Source organism: Paracoccus sp. DMF, assembly GCF_004407025.1.
Lineage (GTDB): Bacteria > Pseudomonadota > Alphaproteobacteria > Rhodobacterales > Rhodobacteraceae > Paracoccus > Paracoccus aminovorans_B.
This window is the reverse complement of sequence record NZ_SOKV02000001.1, coordinates 229,986-247,982: the sequence shown is the minus strand read 5'-3', so window position 1 is coordinate 247,982 and position 17,997 is coordinate 229,986. Positions and strand designations below refer to the sequence as shown.

Below are 17,997 nucleotides of genomic sequence, written 5' to 3'. Positions count from 1 at the left end.
ATCAGGCTATGGATCCGCCATTTGTCAACATAACCTAAGACAGCTTTGCCATCATGTTGCTTTAAAACACGATGCACGTCGTGACGAAGCGGCAAAGGTATTTCCATCGACTATCCAGATGCGCATGGCTCCATTCGGGCCACGCCCCAACTGGAGCCCACGAGGCCCTGATGTCGGACAAACTTGCTCTGATCATTGCAGCCGCTGCCCGGAAGGCATTTTCAAAGCTGTTTCGAGAAAATGCCGAAGATTTTTATTACTGCACACTTGTCAGCACGGGTGAGGGCCTTGCCCCCTATCCTTCGGCGTGGTCGTGGCAGGCTTTGGAGCCTGAGGCCGCCGACGCAACCAACCCCAAGGCGCGTAGGGCCTTGCTGAAATGGTCCTATTCCGATAGCCCTTATTGGCTGTTTGGTCAGGAATATTTCGATGACGTGGTGAAAGCCTTTTCTGAAATGGTCAATCTTCATGAATTGGAAAGCGCGGAGGAGTATTGCCAGGAGTTGGAGCGTCGCTTGTCCGCGACCGAGGCGGCGATGGCCCTGCTCGATTCCGAGCGGCTTTTCGGCACTGGTGAAAAGCGGGTCGGGACGGTTATTCTTGCCGAGGTGATGCCGCCTGACCACAGCAACACGGAACGGGCGTTAAGGCTGAATCCGCCTGGTCCGGCTCTGGATGCCTGGTTGGAAGAGGCCGCCGAGGAATGATCGACAGATCAAGCCTCGATACGAACTTCACATTGCCGCCATTATAACCAAGACGGTCTCGTTGAATTGCAAGACTGTAGGCATCAGCATGAAGGCTCTTGGTTTCTGACATGAACGCCAATTTCGCGCCAGGGTGGTTTTTGGTCGTGACGGCTGGCTGGCGGTCCCATCGGGAAGTGCCATGCGCGCGGAAAATCATTTGCGCGGCGGGGCGATCGTCGTTGGATCATCTTTGCCCAGCCGGGAAGCGCCGGGCGGATTCGCATGCCGCAAGCTGGACGTTCGCCTTGGCGCGTCTTGGGAAAGCCCGGCGCAGGCCGGGCTTCGCATTGAGATCATCCTTCGGCCTTTTCGCCGATCTTGTCCTGCGTCCTGGTCATGAAATCCGAGGCGTCATGGCGTTCCCAGAGCTGCTCGGCAGGCTCGCCCGAGGTCTTGTTGACCATGATGCCGCGCCGAACGGCGGGACGCGCGGCGATCTCGTCATACCAGCGCCGGACGTGGCCATAGATCCCGGCATCGAGGAAGGTCGCCGCGTCGCCATAGACCTTGCCCGCGATGACCTGGCCATACCAGGGCCAGATCGCCATGTCGGCGATGGAATAGTCCTCGCCGGCCATGAAGCGGTGATCGGCCAGGTGCCGGTTCAGCACGTCGAGCTGGCGCTTCGCCTCCATCGTGTAGCGGTCGATGGCATATTCGATCTTGACCGGGGCATAGGCATAGAAATGCCCGAAGCCGCCGCCCAGGAAGGGGGCCGAGCCCATCTGCCAGAACAGCCAGTTCAGCGCCTCGGTCCGCGCCGCCGGATCACGGGGCAGGAAGGCGCCGAACTTCTCGGCCAGATAAAGCAGGATCGAGCCGGATTCGAACACCCGCCGCGGCGGCGTGACCGAATGGTCCATCAACGCCGGGATCTTGGAATTCGGGTTCACCGCGACGAAGCCGCTGCCGAACTGGTCGCCATCGCCGATGCGGATCAGCCAGGCGTCGTATTCGGCATCGCAGCCGGCTTCCAGCAGCTCCTCCAGCATGATCGTGACCTTCTGCCCGTTGGGCGTGGCCAGCGAATAGAGCTGCAAGGGATGCTTGCCGACCGGCAGGTCCTTGTCATGCGTCGGCCCGGCAACGGGCCGGTTGATGCTGGCGAACTGGCCGCCGTTGTCCTTGTCCCATGTCCAGACCCTGGGCGGGGCATAGTCGTCGCTCATGACTTCTCCTGTCGCTGCCTGGTCCCAAGATGTAGAGGATGGCGCCGAACATCAACCGTGGCTGCGGTGGCACCGTCGCCTGGCGATGCGGTTTTCCGCCATGGTGCGCGTCGCAGGTCCGATGCGTCACTTCCGGCGCGCGAGGATGTCCAGCATCCTCTGGCGGGCGGCATCGGGCAGATCTTCGGGCAGGTCGGCCTTGGTCGCCGGGGTGTCGCCGACCTGGATCAGCATCGCCATGCCCATGGTGTAATGCGGCGAGCATTTGATGCCCCAGATGCCGGGCGCATCCAGCGTCACCGCGATTTCCTCATCGATCTTGCCGATGAACTTCGCGCCGCCCTCGGGGATCATGCCGGCGATGCTGGCGGCATTGTGGCCCGGATCGGCGGCGATGAACTTCACCGTATCGCCGGGCGCGATCACCAAGTATTCGGGCTCGAAGGGCATCGGGCCGGTGGTGTTGCGGTTCAGCATCCTGACCTCATGGGTCTCGGCCAGGGCGGCGGCGGGAAGCAGGCAGGCCAGCAGGGCGGCACGCAGCAGCATGGTTTGTCCTTTCACGACAGACGCTGGAAGGCGAAGACCGGGCGGCCGCCGCCGGGATGGGGGATCAGTTCGGCCTCGACCCCGAAGATCCGACGGATCAGCGCCGGGGTCAGGGTTTCGGCGGGCGGTCCCAGGGCCACGCAGCGGCCGGCCTGCATCACCAGCACCCGGTCGCAGCGCAGCGCGTGATGCAGGTCGTGCAGCGCGATCACCGTGGTGGTGCCCAGCCCCGCGACCAGGTCGAGGATGCCAAGCTGGTGGCGGATATCCAGGTGGTTTGTCGGCTCGTCCAGCAGCAGGATGCGCGGCTGCTGCGCATGGGCGCGGGCGATATGGACGCGCTGGCGCTCGCCGCCCGACAGCGTGGACCAATCGCGCGCGGCCAGATGCGCCATGCCGACCGCCTTGAGCGCGGCGGCAACCGCCGCGTCGTCCCCGGGCCCCCAGGGCCGCAGCGGCCCAAGCCAGGGGGTGCGGCCCAGCTCGACCGCATCCTGGACCGAGAGGCGGTCGCCGGTCTCGGCCGACTGCGCCACCAGCGCCAGGCGCTGCGCGATCTGGCGGCGGCGCAGCCGCGCCATCGGCTGGCCCTGCAGCCGGATCTCGCCGCTGTCGGGGCGGACCAGCCCGGCCATCAGGCTGAGCAGCGTCGACTTGCCCGAGCCGTTGGGTCCGACCAGGCCCAGCATCTCGCCTGGGCGCAGGGCCAGGCTGACATCGGCGACGATGTCGCGGCCGGCGATGCGGCGGCGGGCGCGGGCGACCTCCAGCACCGGCGTCATCGCTGCCTGCCCCGGACCATGACCACGGCAAAGGCGGGCGCGCCGACCAGCGCGGTGATGACGCCGATGGGCAACACCTGGCCGGGCAGGACGACGCGGGACGCCACGTCGGACAGCACCAGGAACACCGCGCCCGCCAGCGCCGTCGCCGGGACCAGCCGGGCATGGCGGCTGCCGACGAGGAAGCGCATGGCATGCGGCACGACCAGCCCGACAAAGCCGATGGCCCCGGCGATCGAGACCATGACCGCCGTGATCAGCGCCGCCGTGCCGATCAGCACCGCCTGCGTGACGCGCAGGTCGATGCCAAGCGCGGCGGCGCTCTCGGCGCCGAAGGTGAAGGCGTCGAGCGCGCGGGCGTGCCACAGCGTCACCGCCAGCCCCAGCGCCGCCACGGGCATCGCCAGCCAGGTGTCCGGCCAGCGCACGCCCGAAAGATTGCCCAGCAGCCAGAACATGATGCCGCGCGCCTGCTCGGCGCTGGCCGATTGCGCGATGATCAGCGCGGTCAGCGCGTTGAACATCTGCGAGCCGGCGATGCCGGCCAGGATGATGACGCCTGCGCCGCGCAGCCCCGTGCCGCCGCCCGCCATCCGCGCCAGCGCGGCCACCAGCGCGAAGGCGGTCAGTGCGCCCGCGAAGGCCCCGGCCGACATGCCGACCAGCCCGGCGCCGAACCCCGCGACTGCGATCAGCACCGCCCCGGTCGAGGCCCCCGCCGAAATGCCCAGCAGATAGGGCTCGGCCAGCGGGTTGCGCAGCAAGGCTTGCAGGATCAGCCCCGAGAGCGCGAGGCTGGCGCCGCCGCAAGCCGCGACCACGGCGCGCGACAGCCGGTAATGCCAGATCACGCTGGCGTCGATCGGGTCGGGCGCGGCCGAGGAAAGCCCCGCCTTGACCGCCAGCACCTCGATGACGGTGGCAAGCGGGATCCGCGTCTCGCCCACCACCGTGCCGAAGATCAGCGCCGCGACCAGCGCCGCTGGCGCCAGCCACAGCCAGTCCCGCCTGCGTCCGGCGGTCGCGGCGCGCACCTTCATTTCAGGTCGAACCCGACCAGCGCATCGGCCAGTGATTCCAGCGCGTAGATCGTGCGCACCGAGGGGTCCATGGCATTGGCCGGCAGGGTGACGATGCGGTCATGCCGGACGGCCTGCATCTGGCGCGTCACCGGATCCGAGGTCAGGAATTCGCGCTTGACCGCGATGTCGTCGGCCGGAAAGCGGCGGCGGTTCATCTCGGCCGCGACGATGAAGCTCGGCTCGGCCTTGGCGATGGTTTCCCAGCCGACGGTCGGCCATTCCTCTTGCGAGCGCACGACATTCTTCACGCCCAGCTTCGACAGCATCCAGCCCGGCGCGGCGTTGACGCCGGCGACATAGGGGTCGATCTCGATATCGGCCGAGGAATACCAGAACACGCCCGAGACATCCGCCGACAGGCCCAGACGCCTGGCCTTTTCGACCGCGCCGGCCTCGCGCGCCTTCAGGTCCGCGACCACCTCGGCGCCGCGGTCCTGGACGTCGAAGATCTGCGCCAGCTCCTCGATGCCCTGATAGAGCAGCGCGGTGTCGAACATCACGCTGCGCGCGCCGTCCATGCTCTGGCTGTTGTCCTTGCCGACGCATTCGGTGGGCATGATCCAGCTGGGGATCTTCGCGTCGTCGAACATCTCGCGCGTGCCGACCGCGCCCTGCGGGCCGATCATCCATTCATAGGCGGTGACGACCAGCTCCGGTCTCTTGGCCAGCACGCTCTCGAAGCTGGGGGCGTTGTCGGCAAGGCGCTCGACCTTGGCGTCGGCTTCCTCGAACTCCGGCAGCACCGGGTTGACCCACAGCGCCGTGCCCGCGACCTTGTCGGCCAGGCCCAGCATATACAGGATCTCGGTCGTGCTTTGCCCGACGCTGACCACGCTTTCGGGCGCCTTGTCGAAGGTCACCTGATGGTCGCAACTGGTCAGGGTCAGCGGGTATCCGGTGCCCGCCAGCGCCATCGGCGCCAGGGCGAAGGTGGCGGCAATCGCCGTGGTGTATCTCAGCATGATGGTCCCTTCCGCTGCATCATGGGCAGGCGCAGGGCATGGACAGGCATGCAGGGCAGGCGGTGCCGGCAGCAAACCCCGTCCGGGCCCACCGCCCGGGTTGGTCATTGCGCCGGCAGGTCTCCTGACTGACGGGTCACGGCAGGGACGCGGCCTTCCCATGGCGCGGGGCCACAGTGGCTGTTTCGCATCCTGCTCGCCGCCTACAGTTGCGGGGGCAGTTCCGGTTCGGGGCCTTGACCCCGACGGATTCCCTTTCAATTCCTTGCGGAAACCGACGCTTCGCCATAGCGTCCCGCGCCCGCGCTGGCAAGGCCGGGAAGCCGGGCCGGCGGAAGCGCGGATTTCATGGATGGGGCCAGGCCGTTCGCGCTTGCCTTGGTGCTTTCCCCCGTCAGCGACCCCGCAGACCCGCGATCACCCGATCTGCCATGCGGGCGCAACGGGCGCCGTCGAAGGGAAAGACCGTATCGAAACCGCCGCGCAGCCGCGTCTCCAACGCCTGGCGCAGCCGGCGACGGGCGCGAAACAGCCGCGTGCGCACGGTGATCGGGTTCAGGCCCAGGTCGCGGGCGATGCTCGGGATCGGCTGGCCCTCGACCTCGTGCAGCAGGAAGGGCAGCCGCAGTTCGGGCGGCAGGCGGCTCAGCGCCTCTTCGAGCAGGCCGCGGATCTGGTGGCGGGCGGCGCCGGTCTCGGCGGTCTCGGCGCCGGGGAATGCCAGCACATCGGCCTGGGGGCTGGTCTCATCACTCACGCTGTGGTCCTTGTCGGGGCGCCGGCGGCGGGCCTGCATCCGGGCGGCATTGATGGTGATCCGGCTGATCCAGGTGGAAAAGCGCGCCTCGCCGCGAAAGCCGTCCAGATGGGTGAAGGCGGCAAGATAGGCCTCTTGCACCGCCTCCTCGGCCTCGGCGTCCGAGGGCAGGATGCCGCGGGCAATGCGAAACAGGCGCGGGTTCATCCGCCGCACCAACTCGCGGATCGCCGCCTCGTCGCGGGCGCGGGCTGCGGCGACCAATTGCCAGTCGGGGTCGCCCTGCGCCTTGGCAAGGGGGCGGGCGCGGATCATGTCGCGCCCTCCGCCTCGGTCCGGCCGCTGGCGAGGATCGCGTCGAGGCTTGGGAAAGCTGCCAGAACCTCGGGCATCAGATCCTCGCTGTCCGCCGCCATGCCCTTCCAGCCGGGGTCGCCGGGCCGGCCCACCACGATCCGCTCGACCATCGCGGCCATTTCATGCGGCTGGCAATAATAATCGTAGACGCCGGGCAGGGTCAGCGTGACCTCGAACGCCTGATCCGGCAACAGCAAACCGCTGTCCCAGGGCTGGGCGCCGGCCGGAATGCGGCGTTGGCGGTCGAATACGGCCGGGTGATAGGCGGTGGCGGTATGGCTGTTGCCCGGATCGCGGTTCACGAAGCGCAGGACCGCGCCCGGCGCCACCGCCAGCCCCTGGGGCGAGAACCAGACCCTTTCACCGCGCGGGGTGCCGCGCATGGCGATCTCCTCGGGTCCAGCGGCCTTGCCGGCGCCGGCAAGCGCGCCAAGGGCGACGAGACCGCCGCCCAGGACCAGCAGATGGCGGCGGCTGAGCCTCATTGCGCCAGCCTGTCGCGCGCGCCCGCGTCGTGATACAGCACGACATGGGCATGGGGCTTCTCGACGCCCGGATGGCCGGCGTTGTAATAGATGTCGACGCTGGTCACCCTATCCTCGCCCAACGGCAGATCGTTGAAACCGCTGCCATTTTTCAGGTCGTCCAGCGGCACCATATAGACCGTCGCCGAAAGCTTGCCGTCATGGTCATAGGCCAGGAACGGCCCGGCGGGCAGGCTGGCCGGATCGACGTAAAGCGTGCCGAGGCCGGGGATGAAGTCGGGCAGCGCGACCAGCTTGCTGACCTGGGCAAAGGGCGCCGCCGGCGGCGCGGTGGTCGAGGCCGTGTCAGCCCAGGCCATGCCCGCGGTGGCAAAAGCGGCAAAGACGAGCGGGACGATGATACGCATGTCGTTTCCTTTCCGATCCGAGCCCGTCACCAGGGCTCATGCCGGATTGGATGCAGGTTTCCGGGAAATGTTCCCGCGGTAGTGAAAGAATTCGCTTCGGGATCGGCCGCGGCGCCGCTTGCGGTCCATACCTGCGAGAGCCGCCGGGATCAGCGCGCCGGCAAGGCCGCCAGGGCGGCGGCAAGAGCCGCCTCGCCGGGTGCGCAGGCGCGTTCGATCTCGTCCCGCTCGGCGCGCGAAAGGGCGTTGAGGCGCGACGGGCGCCGTTGCGGCATGGCGGCGGCTCGCTCCAGCCAATCAGGTGCGATGTCGATGCCCAGGTGCCGGCCCAGCCGTTCGATGTTCTCGCGCGGATTGCGGCACAGCTCCTCGTGGCGCAGGACCATCGGCCGGGCGTAGCCCAGGCCCTGCAGTCCGCGGATCGTCAGCGCCGACCAGAAGGCGCCGGCCTCTGCCGGGCTGGGACGGCGCGCGACGATGCGCCGGATCGCCCGGCCTCCGCCAAGCGCGGCGACCACGCTCCAGGCCGCGCCGCGCCCGAAATGCCGCCGCGGATGCAGCAGGTCCAGGCCCAGCGGCCCCAGCCTGCGCCAGCACCAGATCGCCAGCCGCGCGGCGGGATAGTCGCGCATCGACAGGGCCGTGTCCGGCCCGCCGCGCGCCAGCAGCACCAGCGCCGCATCGGGAAACATCGCGCGCAGCGTGGCCGAGGCCACCAGCGAGCCGCCGGAGCGCTCGACCCAGATCTCGCGGGGGCCGAGCCGGTCCGCCATGGCCTGGAAAAGCGCGCGGTAATGCGCGGCCAGCGGGGCCGGGGGCCGCGCGCGCATCGGTTCGGCCAGCGCGTCGAACAGGGCATCGGGCGCGTCGGTCAGATGCGGCAGCGTCACGGCCAGGATCGGCGGGCAATGCCACGGGTCATGCGCGGGCGCGGCGACCCGGCCATAGAGGAATTCGGACGGCGCGGCATCGGGATTGGCCACCTGGGCCATGGCGCGCGAGGGCGTCGCCAGATGCGCCCAGAACCGCGCGCCGTCCGGATGCGCCGGGCGAAAGGCGTTGTGCCCGACGGCGGCGAACAGTTCCGAGACGGACAGCACCGCCGGATGCGCGTTCAGGATCTGCGACACCAGGGTCGAGCCGCAGCGGGCCGAGCCCAGGATCAGCGCGCCGCGCATGGCGCTTACTCGGCCCCGGCGCGGATGGCGGCGATCATGCGCTCGACCGCCGCATGGGCCAGCACCATCGGCTTTTGCCGGGTGATCAGATCCAGCCGGTCGATGGCCGCCAGCGCGACGATGCCATGCACCGACAGCAGCAATTGCTCGGCCAGCAGGCGCGGGTCGCCCTTGGGCTGCAGCGCCGCGACCGGCTGGGTGATGCGGCCGATCAGCCCGTCGATCTGGGCCAAGTACCAGTCGGGGAGGGTGTTCGAGATGCGCGGCCCCTCGAATAGCGCGCGCCAGACCGCGCGGCGGTCCAGCATGAAGGTGACATAGACCTCGGCCAGCGCCAGCAGCCGCGCGCGCGGATCGGTCTCGCGCACCGCATCCACGGCGATGGCCAGATCGACCAGCGCCTGCCGGTTCACCTCTTGCAGCACGGCATGCATGCTGTCGAAGAGGTTGTAGATCGTGCCCGGCGTGGTCTTGACCGCGCTGGCCAGGGCGCGGGCGGTCAGCGCCGCCGGGCCGCCCTCCTCCAGCAGCAGCTTGGCGGCCTCGATCGTGCGGGTCCGCAATGCGTCGTGATCGTATTGTCTGGGTCTGGCCATGGCGTTCCTGAACTATGTTCAAAAACACGCTTGACAGGAATCGACGGCCTTGTCAAGGTTAGTGAACATTGTTCAATAATGGTACGAGAAGATGCCTCCGATCAAGCTCACGATTACCGGGACCGGCAGTTACCTGCCCGAAACGGTCCTGCATTCTACCGAAGTCGACGACCGCATGGGCTGGGCCCGCGGCGATTGCGAGGCGCGTTTCGGCATCGCCGCGCGCCATGTCGCCTCGGCGGATGAGACCACATCGTTCATGGCGGCCGAGGCGGCGCGGCGGGCGATGGACATGGCGGGCTGTGCCGCCGGCGAGCTGGACCTGATCCTGGGCGCCTGCGGGGTGATGGAGCAGCCGATCCCCTCGACCGCGACGCTGGTGCAGGAGCGGCTGGGGCTGGGCCGGTCGGGCATTCCGGCCTTCGACGTGAACGCGACCTGCCTCAGCTTTTTGCAGGCGCTGGACCTTGCGGCGATGCATATCCAATGCGGCCGGGCCCGGCGGGTGCTGGTGTTTTCCTCGGATATCGCCTCGGTCGGGCTGGACTGGAACCATCCCGAGGCGGCCGCGATCTTTGGCGACGGCGCCGCGGCGGTGGTGGTCGAGGCCGGCGGCAAGGGCGCGGTGCTGGCGCATGATTTCCAGACTTTCGCCCATGGCCATGACGCCTGCGTGCTGGCGGCGGGCGGCACGCGGGTCAACCCGGCCCGCGGCATCGCGCCGGGCGAGGATCGGTTTCACATGGATGGCGGCAAGGCGTTCAAGCTGGCCTCGCGCCACCTGCCGCGCTTTCTGCAAAGGCTGCTGAAAAAGGCGGGGGTGGGTTTGGGCAGCATCGGCTGCGTCATCCCGCACCAGGCCAGCGCGCAGGCCTTGCAGCATGCCACCCGCAACCTGTGGCTGCCGTCCGAGCGGGTGATCGACATCTTTGCCCGCACCGGCAACCAGATCGCGGCCTCGATCCCGACGGCGCTGGACCACGCGGTGCGCTCGGGCCGGCTGCTGCGCGGGGATACGGCGCTGCTGATGGGCACCTCGGCCGGCATCTCGCTGGGCGGCATGATGGTGCGGTTCTGATGCGCGCGCTGGTCACCGGGGCCAGCGGCTGCCTGGGCCGCGCGCTGGTCGAGCAGCTGGCGCTGCATGGCTGGGGCGTCGGCACCACCGCAAGGCAAGCCGTGGCGCTGCCGGGCTTTCGCGCCGCCGACCTGGCCCATGCCGCCCTGGCCCCGCTGGTCGCGGGCATCGACGTGGTGTTCCATTGCGCCGCGCGCAGTTCCGCCTGGGGCACGCGGGACGAATTCCACGCCGCCAATGTGCTGGCGACCCGGCGGTTGCTGGATGCGGCCGAGCGGGCAGGGGTCAAGCGCTTCGTCCTTGCCTCGTCGCCCAGCATCTATGCCGATGGCACCGACAGGCTGGACCTGGCCGAGGATGCGCCGCTGCCAGCCCGGCCGCTGTCGCTTTACGCCGAAAGCAAGCGGATCGCCGAGCGGATGGTGCTGGACCACGCCGGCGCCATGGCCTGCACCGCGATCCGGCCGCGCGCCATCTATGGCCGCCACGACCGGGCGCTGCTGCCGCGGGTGATCCTGGCCATGCGGCAGGGCCGGGTGCCGATGATCCGGGGCGGGCAGGCGCTGATCGACCTGACGCATCGGCACGACGCGGCGCGGGGGATGATCCTGGCCGCCTCGGGTCCGCGCGGCGGGGTCTGGAACATCACCTCGGGCGAGGCCTTCCGCTTTCGCGAGCTGGCCGCGATGATCGCGCGCGAAAGCGGGCTGCGGCTGCGCGGGCTGCCGTTGCCCTATGCGCTGGCGCGCTGGCTGGCCGGCGCCTCCGAGGCCGTGGCCCGCGCGCGCGGCGGGGCCGAGCCGCGGCTGACGCGGCAGGCCGTGGCCTCGCTGGGCAGCAGCCTGACGCTGGACATCTCGGCCGCGCGGCGCGAGCTGGGCTATCGTCCGCAGGTCGGGTTCCGGCAGGGGGTGGCGGAATGCTTCGCCTGACCACGCTGAAGATCGGCGCATGCCGCGCCCCGGCCTGGGGCGCGGGACTGCCGGGTGCGGGCTTCGCGACCTTTCCAGCCCTGGCGACGCTGGTCGAGACCGAAAGCGCCTGCGTGCTGGTCGATTGCGGCTATGGGCCGGCGTTCTTCGCCGCGACGCGCGACTTTCCGGCGCGGCTTTATCGCTGGCTGACGCCGGTTCGCCTGCCGGAGGGCGAGCGGTTGCCGCGGCAGTTGCCGCGCCTGCCGGACCGGGTGTTCCTGACCCATATGCATGCCGACCACAGCGCCGGGCTGATCGACCTGCCGGCCGGCATTCCGGTCATGGCCTCGGCCGAGGCCATCGCGGCGCTGCATGCGCCGGGAGACCTTGCCAGCCTGCGCGCCGGCTGCCCGGCCCGCTTGCGCGACGCGATCCGGGCCCGCGATCCGCAGCCGGTCGAGGCCTGCGCCCAGGTCGCCACCGGCCTGCCCGAGTTTCCGCAGGGCCGCGACCTGCTGGGCGATGGCCGCCTGATCGCGGTGCCGCTGCCGGGCCACGGCACCGGGCAGATGGGCCTGTGGCTGCCCGAGGCCGCCCGCTTCCTGGTCGCCGACGCCGCTTATGGCCGGGCGCCGTTGCGCGCCAACCGGCTGCCGCCCGGCCCGGTGCTGGCCCGGCTGGGTGATGCCCATGCCTATCGCCGGACCTTTGCCCGGCTGCGCGCGCTGATGCTGCGCCGCCCCGACATCACCATCGACCCCTCGCATTGTCCCGAGGCCGCAAGATGAGCCCGACCGCATTCCTGCACAGCCGCTATGGCAGTGGCTTTGCCTCGCGCGCCGCGATCGAAGCGCATCATGCCGCCGGCTTCCGCCGCTTTCGCGCCCGGGTCATGCCGCGTTCGCCCTTCTATCGCGCCATGGCGGACCTGCCGCTGGCCGATCTGCCGCGCATGGACAAGGCCCGGCTGATGGCGGAATTCTCGGCCGTCAACACCTGCGGCATCGACCGCGACGCGGCGATGCGCATCGCCATCCGCGCCGAGACCAGCCGCGATTTCCGCCCGCTGATCGGCGATGTCTCGGTCGGGCTGTCCACCGGCACCTCGGGCCAGCGCGGGCTGTTCCTGGCCACGCCGCGCGAAAGGCGGCTCTGGGCCGCGATCATGCTGGGGCGCTATTGGCCCGAGCTGTGGCGGCGCCAGCGCATCGCGTTCTTCATGCGCGCCGACAATGCGCTGTATCGCGGGCTGTCGAACCCGCTGGTCCGCTTTGCCTTCTTCGACCTGCTGGCGCCGCTGGATGCGCAGTTGCCCCGGCTGGCGGAACTGGCCCCCTCGGTCCTGATCGCGCCGGCGCGGGTGCTGGCTATGCTGGCCGAGCGGCAGGCGGCGGGCCGGATCCGGCTGGCGCCGCGCCGGGTGATCTCGGTCGCCGAGACGCTGTCGCCCGAGGATGCGGCGCTGATCGAGGCCGCCTTCGGCCTCCGCGTCGATCAGGTCTATCAGGCGACCGAGGGCGTGCTGGCCATGACCTGCCATGCCGGCAGCCTGCATCTGAACGAGCGCTGGCTGCGGATCGACCGCGAGGTCATCGACCCGGCGACGGGGGCCTTCTGCCCGATCATCCACGACTTCACCCGCGAGAGCCTGCCGATCCTGAATTATCGCCTGAACGACGTGCTGATCCCCGATCCCCGGCCGTGCCCCTGCGGCTGCGCCAGCCAGCGCCTCGCCCGGATCGAGGGGCGCGAGGACGACATGCTGTGGTGGGCCGCGGCCGCGGGACCGCGCATGGTTCCCTCCGAGGCGATCCGCACCGCCATCGCCTGCCTGCCGCAAAGCCTGCGAGACTATCGCATCATCCAGCGCGGCAGGGTGCTGCACCTGTGGCTGGACGGCGCCGCGCCGGGGGCCGAGGCGGCGCTGCGCGCCAGCCTGGCCGCACTGGCGGGGCAGATGGGGGCCGTCCTGCCCGAGCTGACCTTTCACGCCGGCCTGCCGCCGGAGACCGACGCCAAGCGCCGCCGCATCCGGGTCGAACCGGCGGCGCTCCCGCCCGCCGCGCATCCGTGAAGCGACCCCCGCGAAAGGATCTTGCGCGGGACCGCGCCACGGCGGCTTTGGGATTGCGTCAAGTCACGGTATCGCGCTAGACCCCGGCCCGACCATGGGAGGAAGCTCGCAATGAAACATGTTCTGGTTGCATCGCTGCTCGGTGCCATATTCGCCCTGCCCGCAGCCGCGCAAGAGATCAAGATCGGCTATGCGCTGGCCGAGGACAGCCATTACGGCGCCGGCGCCAAGGCTTTCGAAGCCTCCCTCAAGGAAAGCCTCGGCGATGCCTTCACCTTCCGCCATTTTCCCTCGTCCGGCCTGGGCGGCGAGCGCGAGGTGCTCGAGGGGTTGCAGCTGGGCACGGTCGAGATGACCATCGCCTCGGACGGCACGCTGACGAATTTCGTGCCCGAGGTCGGCGTGCTGGGCATTCCCTTCCTGCTGCGCGACAAGGACCATGCCCGCAAGGTTCTGGACGGCGAGATCGGCCAGGAAATGCTGGCGAAATTCGACGATGCCGGCCTGCATGCGCTGGCCTGGGGCGAGCAGGGCTTCCGCCACATCACCTCGAACCGCGGCGCGATCGAGACCCCGGCGGACATGGCCGGGCTGAAGATCCGCACCATGGAGAACCCGATCCATATCGAGGCCTTCCGCGCGCTCGGCGCCGCGCCCACGCCCATGGCCTGGCCCGAGGTGATCGGCGCGCTGGAGCAGGGCGCCATCGACGGCCAGGAGAACCCGCTGTCGGTGATCGTCTCGGCCAAGCTGAACGAGGTCCAGAAGAACCTGACGCTGGACGGGCACGTCTATTCCTCGACCATCATCCTGGTGTCGCCCTCGCTCTGGGGCGGGCTGGACGAGACGCAGCAGGCCGCCTTCCAGAAGGCCGCCAAGGACGCGGTGGTCGCCATGCGCGCCTATGTCGACGAGGTCGATGCCTCGGGCGTGGCGTCGATGCAGGAACAGGGCATGACCGTGAACGAGCTGACGCCCGAGCAGAAGGCGGCGTTCCGCGAGGCGCTGACCGAGCCCTACAAATCCTACGAGGCGCAGTTCGGCAAGGAGCTGATGGACCGCATCAGCGCGGTCGAGTAGGCGGCCATGCGCCGGGTCGAACGCGCCTTCGTCGCTGTCAACGGTGCCGTGCTGGTGCTTGCGCTGATGGCGATGACCCTGATCCTGGGCTGGAACGTCGCCGGCCGCTACCTGACCGGCAACTCGCTGACCTGGGCGGACGAGGTGGCGCGCTACGCCATGATCTGGGTGACCTTCCTGGGCGCGGGGCTGGCCCTGCGCGAGGGGGCGCATGCCGCCATCACCAATGCGCAAGAGGCGCTGCCGACGCAGGGCCAGCGCGTGTTGCGCGGCCTCATCCTGCTGCTGCTGTTCGGCTTCTTCGGCTTCATGGTCTGGGTCGGGCTGGATTACATGGCCCGGATGTCGGTGCAGAAATCCGCGGCGCTGCGCGTGCCGATGAAATGGGTCTATGCCGCGATGCCCGCGGGATTCGCGCTGCTGATCGTGCATCTGGCGCTGATCGCGCCGCGCTACCTGCGCGCGGGACTTGAACATTCGGACGAGGCCGCCGTTGGTTGAGATCCTGATCGCCACCTTCCTGATCCTCATGGTGATCGGGGTGCCCGTCGCCTTCGCGCTGGCAATGTCGGCCTTTGCCGCCGTGGCGATCGGCGGGCGCTATCCCATGGTCGTGGTCGTCAAGGAGATGTTCACCGGCCTGGACAGCTTTCCGCTGCTGGCGGTGCCCTTCTTCATCCTCGCGGCCGAGATCATGTCCACCGGGGCGATCTCGCGCATGCTCTTGCGCTTTGCCTCGCAATTCGTCGGCCACCTGCGCGGGGGCTTGGGCTATGCCAATATCCTGACCGGGACGCTGTTCGCGGGCATCTCGGGTTCGGCCCTGGCCTCGGCCGCCGGCCCGGGGGCGATGATGGCGCGGATGATGGAGCGGTCGGGCTATTCCAAGGGCTATGCCGGGGCGCTGACCATCTCGGTCTCGGTGGTCGATCCGATCATCCCGCCCTCGATCACCATGATCATCTATGCGCTGCAGGACCGCAATGTCTCGGTCGGGTCGCTGTTCATGGCCGGCCTGCTGCCCGGGCTGCTGATCTCGGGGCTGATCGCGCTGGTGAACTGGTGGATCAGCCGCAAGCGCGACTACCGCAGCCTCGAGCCGCGCCCGCCGGTCCGGCAGATGCTGATCAACACCGGCGCGGCACTGCCGGCGCTGCTGCTGATCGTGCTGATCGTCGGCGGCATCCGCGCCGGGCTGTTCACGCCGACCGAGGCCTCGGTCGTGGCAGTGTTCTATGCCATCGTGGTCTCGGCCTTCGTCTATCGCGGGTTCAGCTGGGCGGACCTGTGGGGCGCCTTCCTGCGCTCGGCGATCATGTCGGTCGCGGTGCTGATGATCCTGGCCGCCGCCCGCGCCTTTGCCTGGGTGCTGATCATCGAGGGCGTGCCGCAGGCCATGGCCGATGCCGTGATCGCGATGGACCTGTCGCCGATCGCCTTCCTGCTGATGGTGAACGTGCTGCTGCTGGTCTTCGGCATGTTCATGGACCCGCTGCCGGGGGTGATGATCCTGGTGCCGATCCTGGCGCCCATCGCGCATAGCCTGGGCATCGCCGCGGATCATTTCGCGATCATCGTCATCGTCAACCTGACCTTCGGGCTGATGACCCCGCCGGTCGGCAGCCTGATCTTCGTCGTCGCCTCGGCCACCAAGCAGCGGCCTTCGGCGCTGATCCGCGAGCTGCCGCCCTTCTTCGTCGCGGCGATGGCGGCCCTGCTGATCCTGACCTTCGTGCCGGCGCTGTCGACCTGGCTGCCCCATGTCAGCGGCTTCGCCCGCTAGCGGGTAGCCAGGGGTTACTCCTGCCGCGCCTGCCATTCCTTCCAGCGCATATAGGCGTTTGCGCCGATGGGGTCGAAGGGATGCGGCGGCAGGCGGCTGGGTTCGGCCTCGGCGGCGAAGAATGCCGTCACCGCGCTGGTGCGCCCGCAGAGCAGTTCGGCCGCGCCGATGCCGGTCAGCGTGCTGCGCGTGGTGCCCAGGCCGTTGTCGACGCAGGCGGCGTAAAGCCCGGGCTCCAGCTGGCGCATGACCGAGACGGCGTTCTTCGACAGGCACAGGTGGCCCGACCAGCTGTAATCGAAGCGCAGGCCCTTCAGCATCGGGAAACGCGCGTCGAACTTTTCTGCCCCAGCCTTCCTGGCCGCCTCGCACGGGCTTTACCAGGGCATCGCGGTGCCGAAATACGTGCCGAACGATTCGGTCGAGCAGTTGAACGAGAAGATGCCGACAAGTTCGGCGGCCGATGCGGTCGATGCCTATGGCATGAAGCTGCAGCTGGTCGAGGGCTCCACCGCCGCCGTGACCGCGGCGCTGAAATCCGCCGTCGACCGCTAGGACTGGATCGCCGTGACGATCTGGGAGCCGTCCTGGATGGTGCAGAAGTTCGACACCAAATTCCTTGCCGACCCCAAGGGCATCTTCGCGCCGCCGCAGGCCTATTACTGGATCGGCCAAAAATGCTTCTCCGAGGCCAACCCCGAAGCACGCGAGATCATCGCCAGCGTTTATGTCCCGCTGGCGCAGATCACCGCGATTAATGCCGCGGTGAACGACGGGAAAGACCATGGACCAGGCCATTGCTGACTGGACTGCGGTCAATGCCGATCTGCTGAACCGCTGGGAAAATATCAAGCCCTACTGAACCTGCGCAGGCGGGCGGTCCGGTATCGGGGCCGCCCGTTCGCCCATTGGTATGACGTTATGGGGAGGCGTGGGAATGACACACAATGAGGCAACCGACGTTCTGATCGACTGCCGGTCGGTGTGGAAGGTCTTCGGCGACCGTTCGCGCGAGGCGATCGGGGCGATCACCGGCCGGGGCCTGGGCAAGCAGGAGGTGCTGAAGGAGTTCGGCTGCGTGGTCGGTGTCTCGGATGCCTCGATCGAGGTGCGGCGCGGCGAGATCTTCTGCATCATGGGCCTGTCGGGCTCGGGCAAGTCGACGCTGATCCGGCTGCTCAATCGGCTGATCGAGCCGAGCTTGGGCCAGGTCCTGGTCAAGGGCCGCGACATCGCCGCCATGGACGCCGCCACCCTGCGCGAGACCCGCGCCCGCCATATCGGCATGGTGTTCCAGTCCGTCGCCCTGCTGCCGCAGCGCAACGTGCTGGAAAACGCCGCCTTCGGCCTTGAGGTGCAGGGCGTGCCCAAGGACGAGCGCAACCGCGCCGCCGAGGTCGCGCTGGCCAAGGTCGGGCTGTCGGACTGGATGCCGCGCTATCCGTCGGAACTGTCGGGCGGCATGCAGCAGAGTCGGGCTTGCGCGGGCGCTGACCTCGGACCCCGAGATCATCCTGATGGACGAGCCGTTTTCCGCGCTGGCCCCGCTGATCCGCCGGCAGTTGCAGGACGAGTTCCGCCAGCTGACCAAGGACCTGCGCAAGTCGGCGGTCTTCATCACCCATGACCTCGACGAGGCGATCCGCATCGGCGACCGCATCGCCATCATGAAGGACGGCGTCATCATCCAGACCGGCACCGCCGAGGAGATCGTGATGAACCCGGCCGACCAGTATGTCGCGGCTTTCGTCGCCGGCATCTCGCGGCTGCATCTGGTCAAGGCGCATTCGGTGATGGTACCCGCGACCGGCCCGGTGGACGGCCTGCCGCGCTGCTCGCCCGAGGCCGACATCGACGCGCTGATCGGCCAGATCACCGCGACCGGCAGCGATGCCATCGCGGTCGAGGAGGACGGCCGCGTCCTGGGCGTGGTCACCATCCGCAACCTGCTGCTGGGCGTGCGCGGCGATGCCGCCGCCGCCGCGCATTGAGGGG

The 17,997-nt window shown here is 68.9% G+C and carries 21 protein-coding genes, 1 pseudogene and 1 riboswitch; of the genes and pseudogenes, 11 read left to right on the top strand and 11 right to left on the bottom strand.

What is annotated here, in order from left to right:
- The first annotated feature begins 170 nt into the window (after positions 1 to 170).
- Positions 171 to 707, top strand: coding sequence for a DUF4303 domain-containing protein (locus tag E3D03_RS01230; RefSeq protein WP_263565454.1), 537 nt, complete (start codon positions 171 to 173; stop codon positions 705 to 707).
- Positions 708 to 1,042: 335 nt separating this feature from the next.
- Here the strand turns inward: E3D03_RS01230 and yghU are convergent, their stop codons facing one another.
- The 10 genes from yghU to E3D03_RS01180 form a co-directional block, all read right to left on the bottom strand.
- Entirely contained in the window at positions 1,043 to 1,918 is an 876-nt protein-coding gene (gene yghU, locus E3D03_RS01225) for a glutathione-dependent disulfide-bond oxidoreductase (RefSeq protein WP_263565453.1), read from the bottom strand.
- A gap of 126 nt (positions 1,919 to 2,044) precedes the next feature.
- On the bottom strand, positions 2,045 to 2,467 hold the full coding sequence (locus E3D03_RS01220; protein WP_263565452.1) for a pseudoazurin: 423 nt from the start codon (positions 2,465 to 2,467) through the stop codon (positions 2,045 to 2,047).
- A gap of 11 nt (positions 2,468 to 2,478) precedes the next feature.
- Positions 2,479 to 3,249 (bottom strand): ABC transporter ATP-binding protein, encoded by a 771-nt coding sequence (locus E3D03_RS01215; RefSeq protein WP_263565451.1) that lies wholly within the window; start codon positions 3,247 to 3,249, stop codon positions 2,479 to 2,481.
- Positions 3,246 to 4,289 carry a FecCD family ABC transporter permease gene (locus tag E3D03_RS01210; RefSeq protein ID WP_263565450.1) on the bottom strand — a complete coding sequence of 348 codons (1,044 nt, stop codon included), beginning with the start codon at positions 4,287 to 4,289 and terminating at the stop codon, positions 3,246 to 3,248. The genes E3D03_RS01215 and E3D03_RS01210 overlap by 4 nt, the downstream gene beginning before the upstream one ends.
- On the bottom strand, positions 4,286 to 5,293 hold the full coding sequence (locus E3D03_RS01205) for an ABC transporter substrate-binding protein (protein WP_263565449.1): 1,008 nt from the start codon (positions 5,291 to 5,293) through the stop codon (positions 4,286 to 4,288). Before E3D03_RS01205 ends, E3D03_RS01210 begins: the two co-directional genes overlap by 4 nt.
- A 96-nt stretch (positions 5,294 to 5,389) precedes the next feature.
- Positions 5,390 to 5,587: riboswitch (cobalamin riboswitch) on the bottom strand.
- Between the two features lie 100 nt (positions 5,588 to 5,687).
- Positions 5,688 to 6,365 (bottom strand): RNA polymerase sigma factor, encoded by a 678-nt coding sequence (locus tag E3D03_RS01200; RefSeq protein ID WP_263565448.1) that lies wholly within the window; start codon positions 6,363 to 6,365, stop codon positions 5,688 to 5,690.
- Positions 6,362 to 6,892: a plastocyanin/azurin family copper-binding protein gene (locus E3D03_RS01195; RefSeq protein ID WP_263565447.1), complete on the bottom strand. Its 531-nt coding sequence runs from the start codon at positions 6,890 to 6,892 to the stop codon at positions 6,362 to 6,364. Before E3D03_RS01195 ends, E3D03_RS01200 begins: the two co-directional genes overlap by 4 nt.
- Complete coding sequence (locus E3D03_RS01190; protein ID WP_263565446.1) at positions 6,889 to 7,299, bottom strand: hypothetical protein; 411 nt, start codon at positions 7,297 to 7,299, stop codon at positions 6,889 to 6,891. Before E3D03_RS01190 ends, E3D03_RS01195 begins: the two co-directional genes overlap by 4 nt.
- Before the next feature lie 149 nt (positions 7,300 to 7,448).
- Positions 7,449 to 8,477 carry a sulfotransferase gene (locus E3D03_RS01185; protein ID WP_263565445.1) on the bottom strand — a complete coding sequence of 343 codons (1,029 nt, stop codon included), beginning with the start codon at positions 8,475 to 8,477 and terminating at the stop codon, positions 7,449 to 7,451.
- A gap of 5 nt (positions 8,478 to 8,482) precedes the next feature.
- On the bottom strand, positions 8,483 to 9,073 hold the full coding sequence (locus E3D03_RS01180; protein WP_263565444.1) for a TetR/AcrR family transcriptional regulator: 591 nt from the start codon (positions 9,071 to 9,073) through the stop codon (positions 8,483 to 8,485).
- 91 nt (positions 9,074 to 9,164) lie between these two features.
- Here E3D03_RS01180 and E3D03_RS01175 point away from each other — a divergent pair, with 91 nt between their 5' ends.
- The 7 genes from E3D03_RS01175 (at position 9,165) to E3D03_RS01145 (ending at position 16,002) form a co-directional block, all read left to right on the top strand.
- Positions 9,165 to 10,151: a 3-oxoacyl-[acyl-carrier-protein] synthase III C-terminal domain-containing protein gene (locus E3D03_RS01175; RefSeq protein ID WP_263565443.1), complete on the top strand. Its 987-nt coding sequence runs from the start codon at positions 9,165 to 9,167 to the stop codon at positions 10,149 to 10,151.
- Positions 10,151 to 11,083 carry an NAD-dependent epimerase/dehydratase family protein gene (locus E3D03_RS01170; protein WP_263565442.1) on the top strand — a complete coding sequence of 311 codons (933 nt, stop codon included), beginning with the start codon at positions 10,151 to 10,153 and terminating at the stop codon, positions 11,081 to 11,083. The genes E3D03_RS01175 and E3D03_RS01170 overlap by 1 nt, the downstream gene beginning before the upstream one ends.
- Positions 11,071 to 11,853: an MBL fold metallo-hydrolase gene (locus E3D03_RS01165; RefSeq protein WP_263565441.1), complete on the top strand. Its 783-nt coding sequence runs from the start codon at positions 11,071 to 11,073 to the stop codon at positions 11,851 to 11,853. The genes E3D03_RS01170 and E3D03_RS01165 overlap by 13 nt, the downstream gene beginning before the upstream one ends.
- Positions 11,850 to 13,139 (top strand): F390 synthetase-related protein, encoded by a 1,290-nt coding sequence (locus E3D03_RS01160; RefSeq protein ID WP_263565440.1) that lies wholly within the window; start codon positions 11,850 to 11,852, stop codon positions 13,137 to 13,139. The genes E3D03_RS01165 and E3D03_RS01160 overlap by 4 nt, the downstream gene beginning before the upstream one ends.
- Positions 13,140 to 13,250: 111 nt before the next feature.
- Positions 13,251 to 14,219 (top strand): TRAP transporter substrate-binding protein, encoded by a 969-nt coding sequence (locus E3D03_RS01155; RefSeq protein WP_263565439.1) that lies wholly within the window; start codon positions 13,251 to 13,253, stop codon positions 14,217 to 14,219.
- 6 nt (positions 14,220 to 14,225) lie between these two features.
- On the top strand, positions 14,226 to 14,720 hold the full coding sequence (locus E3D03_RS01150) for a TRAP transporter small permease (RefSeq protein ID WP_263565438.1): 495 nt from the start codon (positions 14,226 to 14,228) through the stop codon (positions 14,718 to 14,720).
- Positions 14,713 to 16,002: a TRAP transporter large permease gene (locus E3D03_RS01145; protein WP_263565437.1), complete on the top strand. Its 1,290-nt coding sequence runs from the start codon at positions 14,713 to 14,715 to the stop codon at positions 16,000 to 16,002. The genes E3D03_RS01150 and E3D03_RS01145 overlap by 8 nt, the downstream gene beginning before the upstream one ends.
- Before the next feature lie 14 nt (positions 16,003 to 16,016).
- Here the strand turns inward: E3D03_RS01145 and E3D03_RS01140 are convergent, their stop codons facing one another.
- On the bottom strand, positions 16,017 to 16,322 hold the full coding sequence (locus E3D03_RS01140) for a hypothetical protein (protein ID WP_318013677.1): 306 nt from the start codon (positions 16,320 to 16,322) through the stop codon (positions 16,017 to 16,019).
- Between the two features lie 73 nt (positions 16,323 to 16,395).
- On the opposite strand from E3D03_RS01140, the gene E3D03_RS01135 reads away from it, so the two are divergent.
- From E3D03_RS01135 to E3D03_RS01125, 3 genes and pseudogenes are all read left to right on the top strand, one after another.
- A complete protein-coding gene (locus E3D03_RS01135; RefSeq protein WP_263565436.1) occupies positions 16,396 to 16,557 on the top strand; it encodes a hypothetical protein in 162 nt (53 codons plus the stop codon).
- A 36-nt stretch (positions 16,558 to 16,593) separates the two neighbouring features.
- A complete protein-coding gene (locus tag E3D03_RS01130) occupies positions 16,594 to 16,806 on the top strand; it encodes a glycine betaine ABC transporter substrate-binding protein (RefSeq protein ID WP_263565435.1) in 213 nt (70 codons plus the stop codon).
- Between the two features lie 133 nt (positions 16,807 to 16,939).
- Positions 16,940 to 17,993 (top strand): annotated as a pseudogene (locus E3D03_RS01125) (quaternary amine ABC transporter ATP-binding protein).
- Positions 17,994 to 17,997 lie beyond the last annotated feature (4 nt).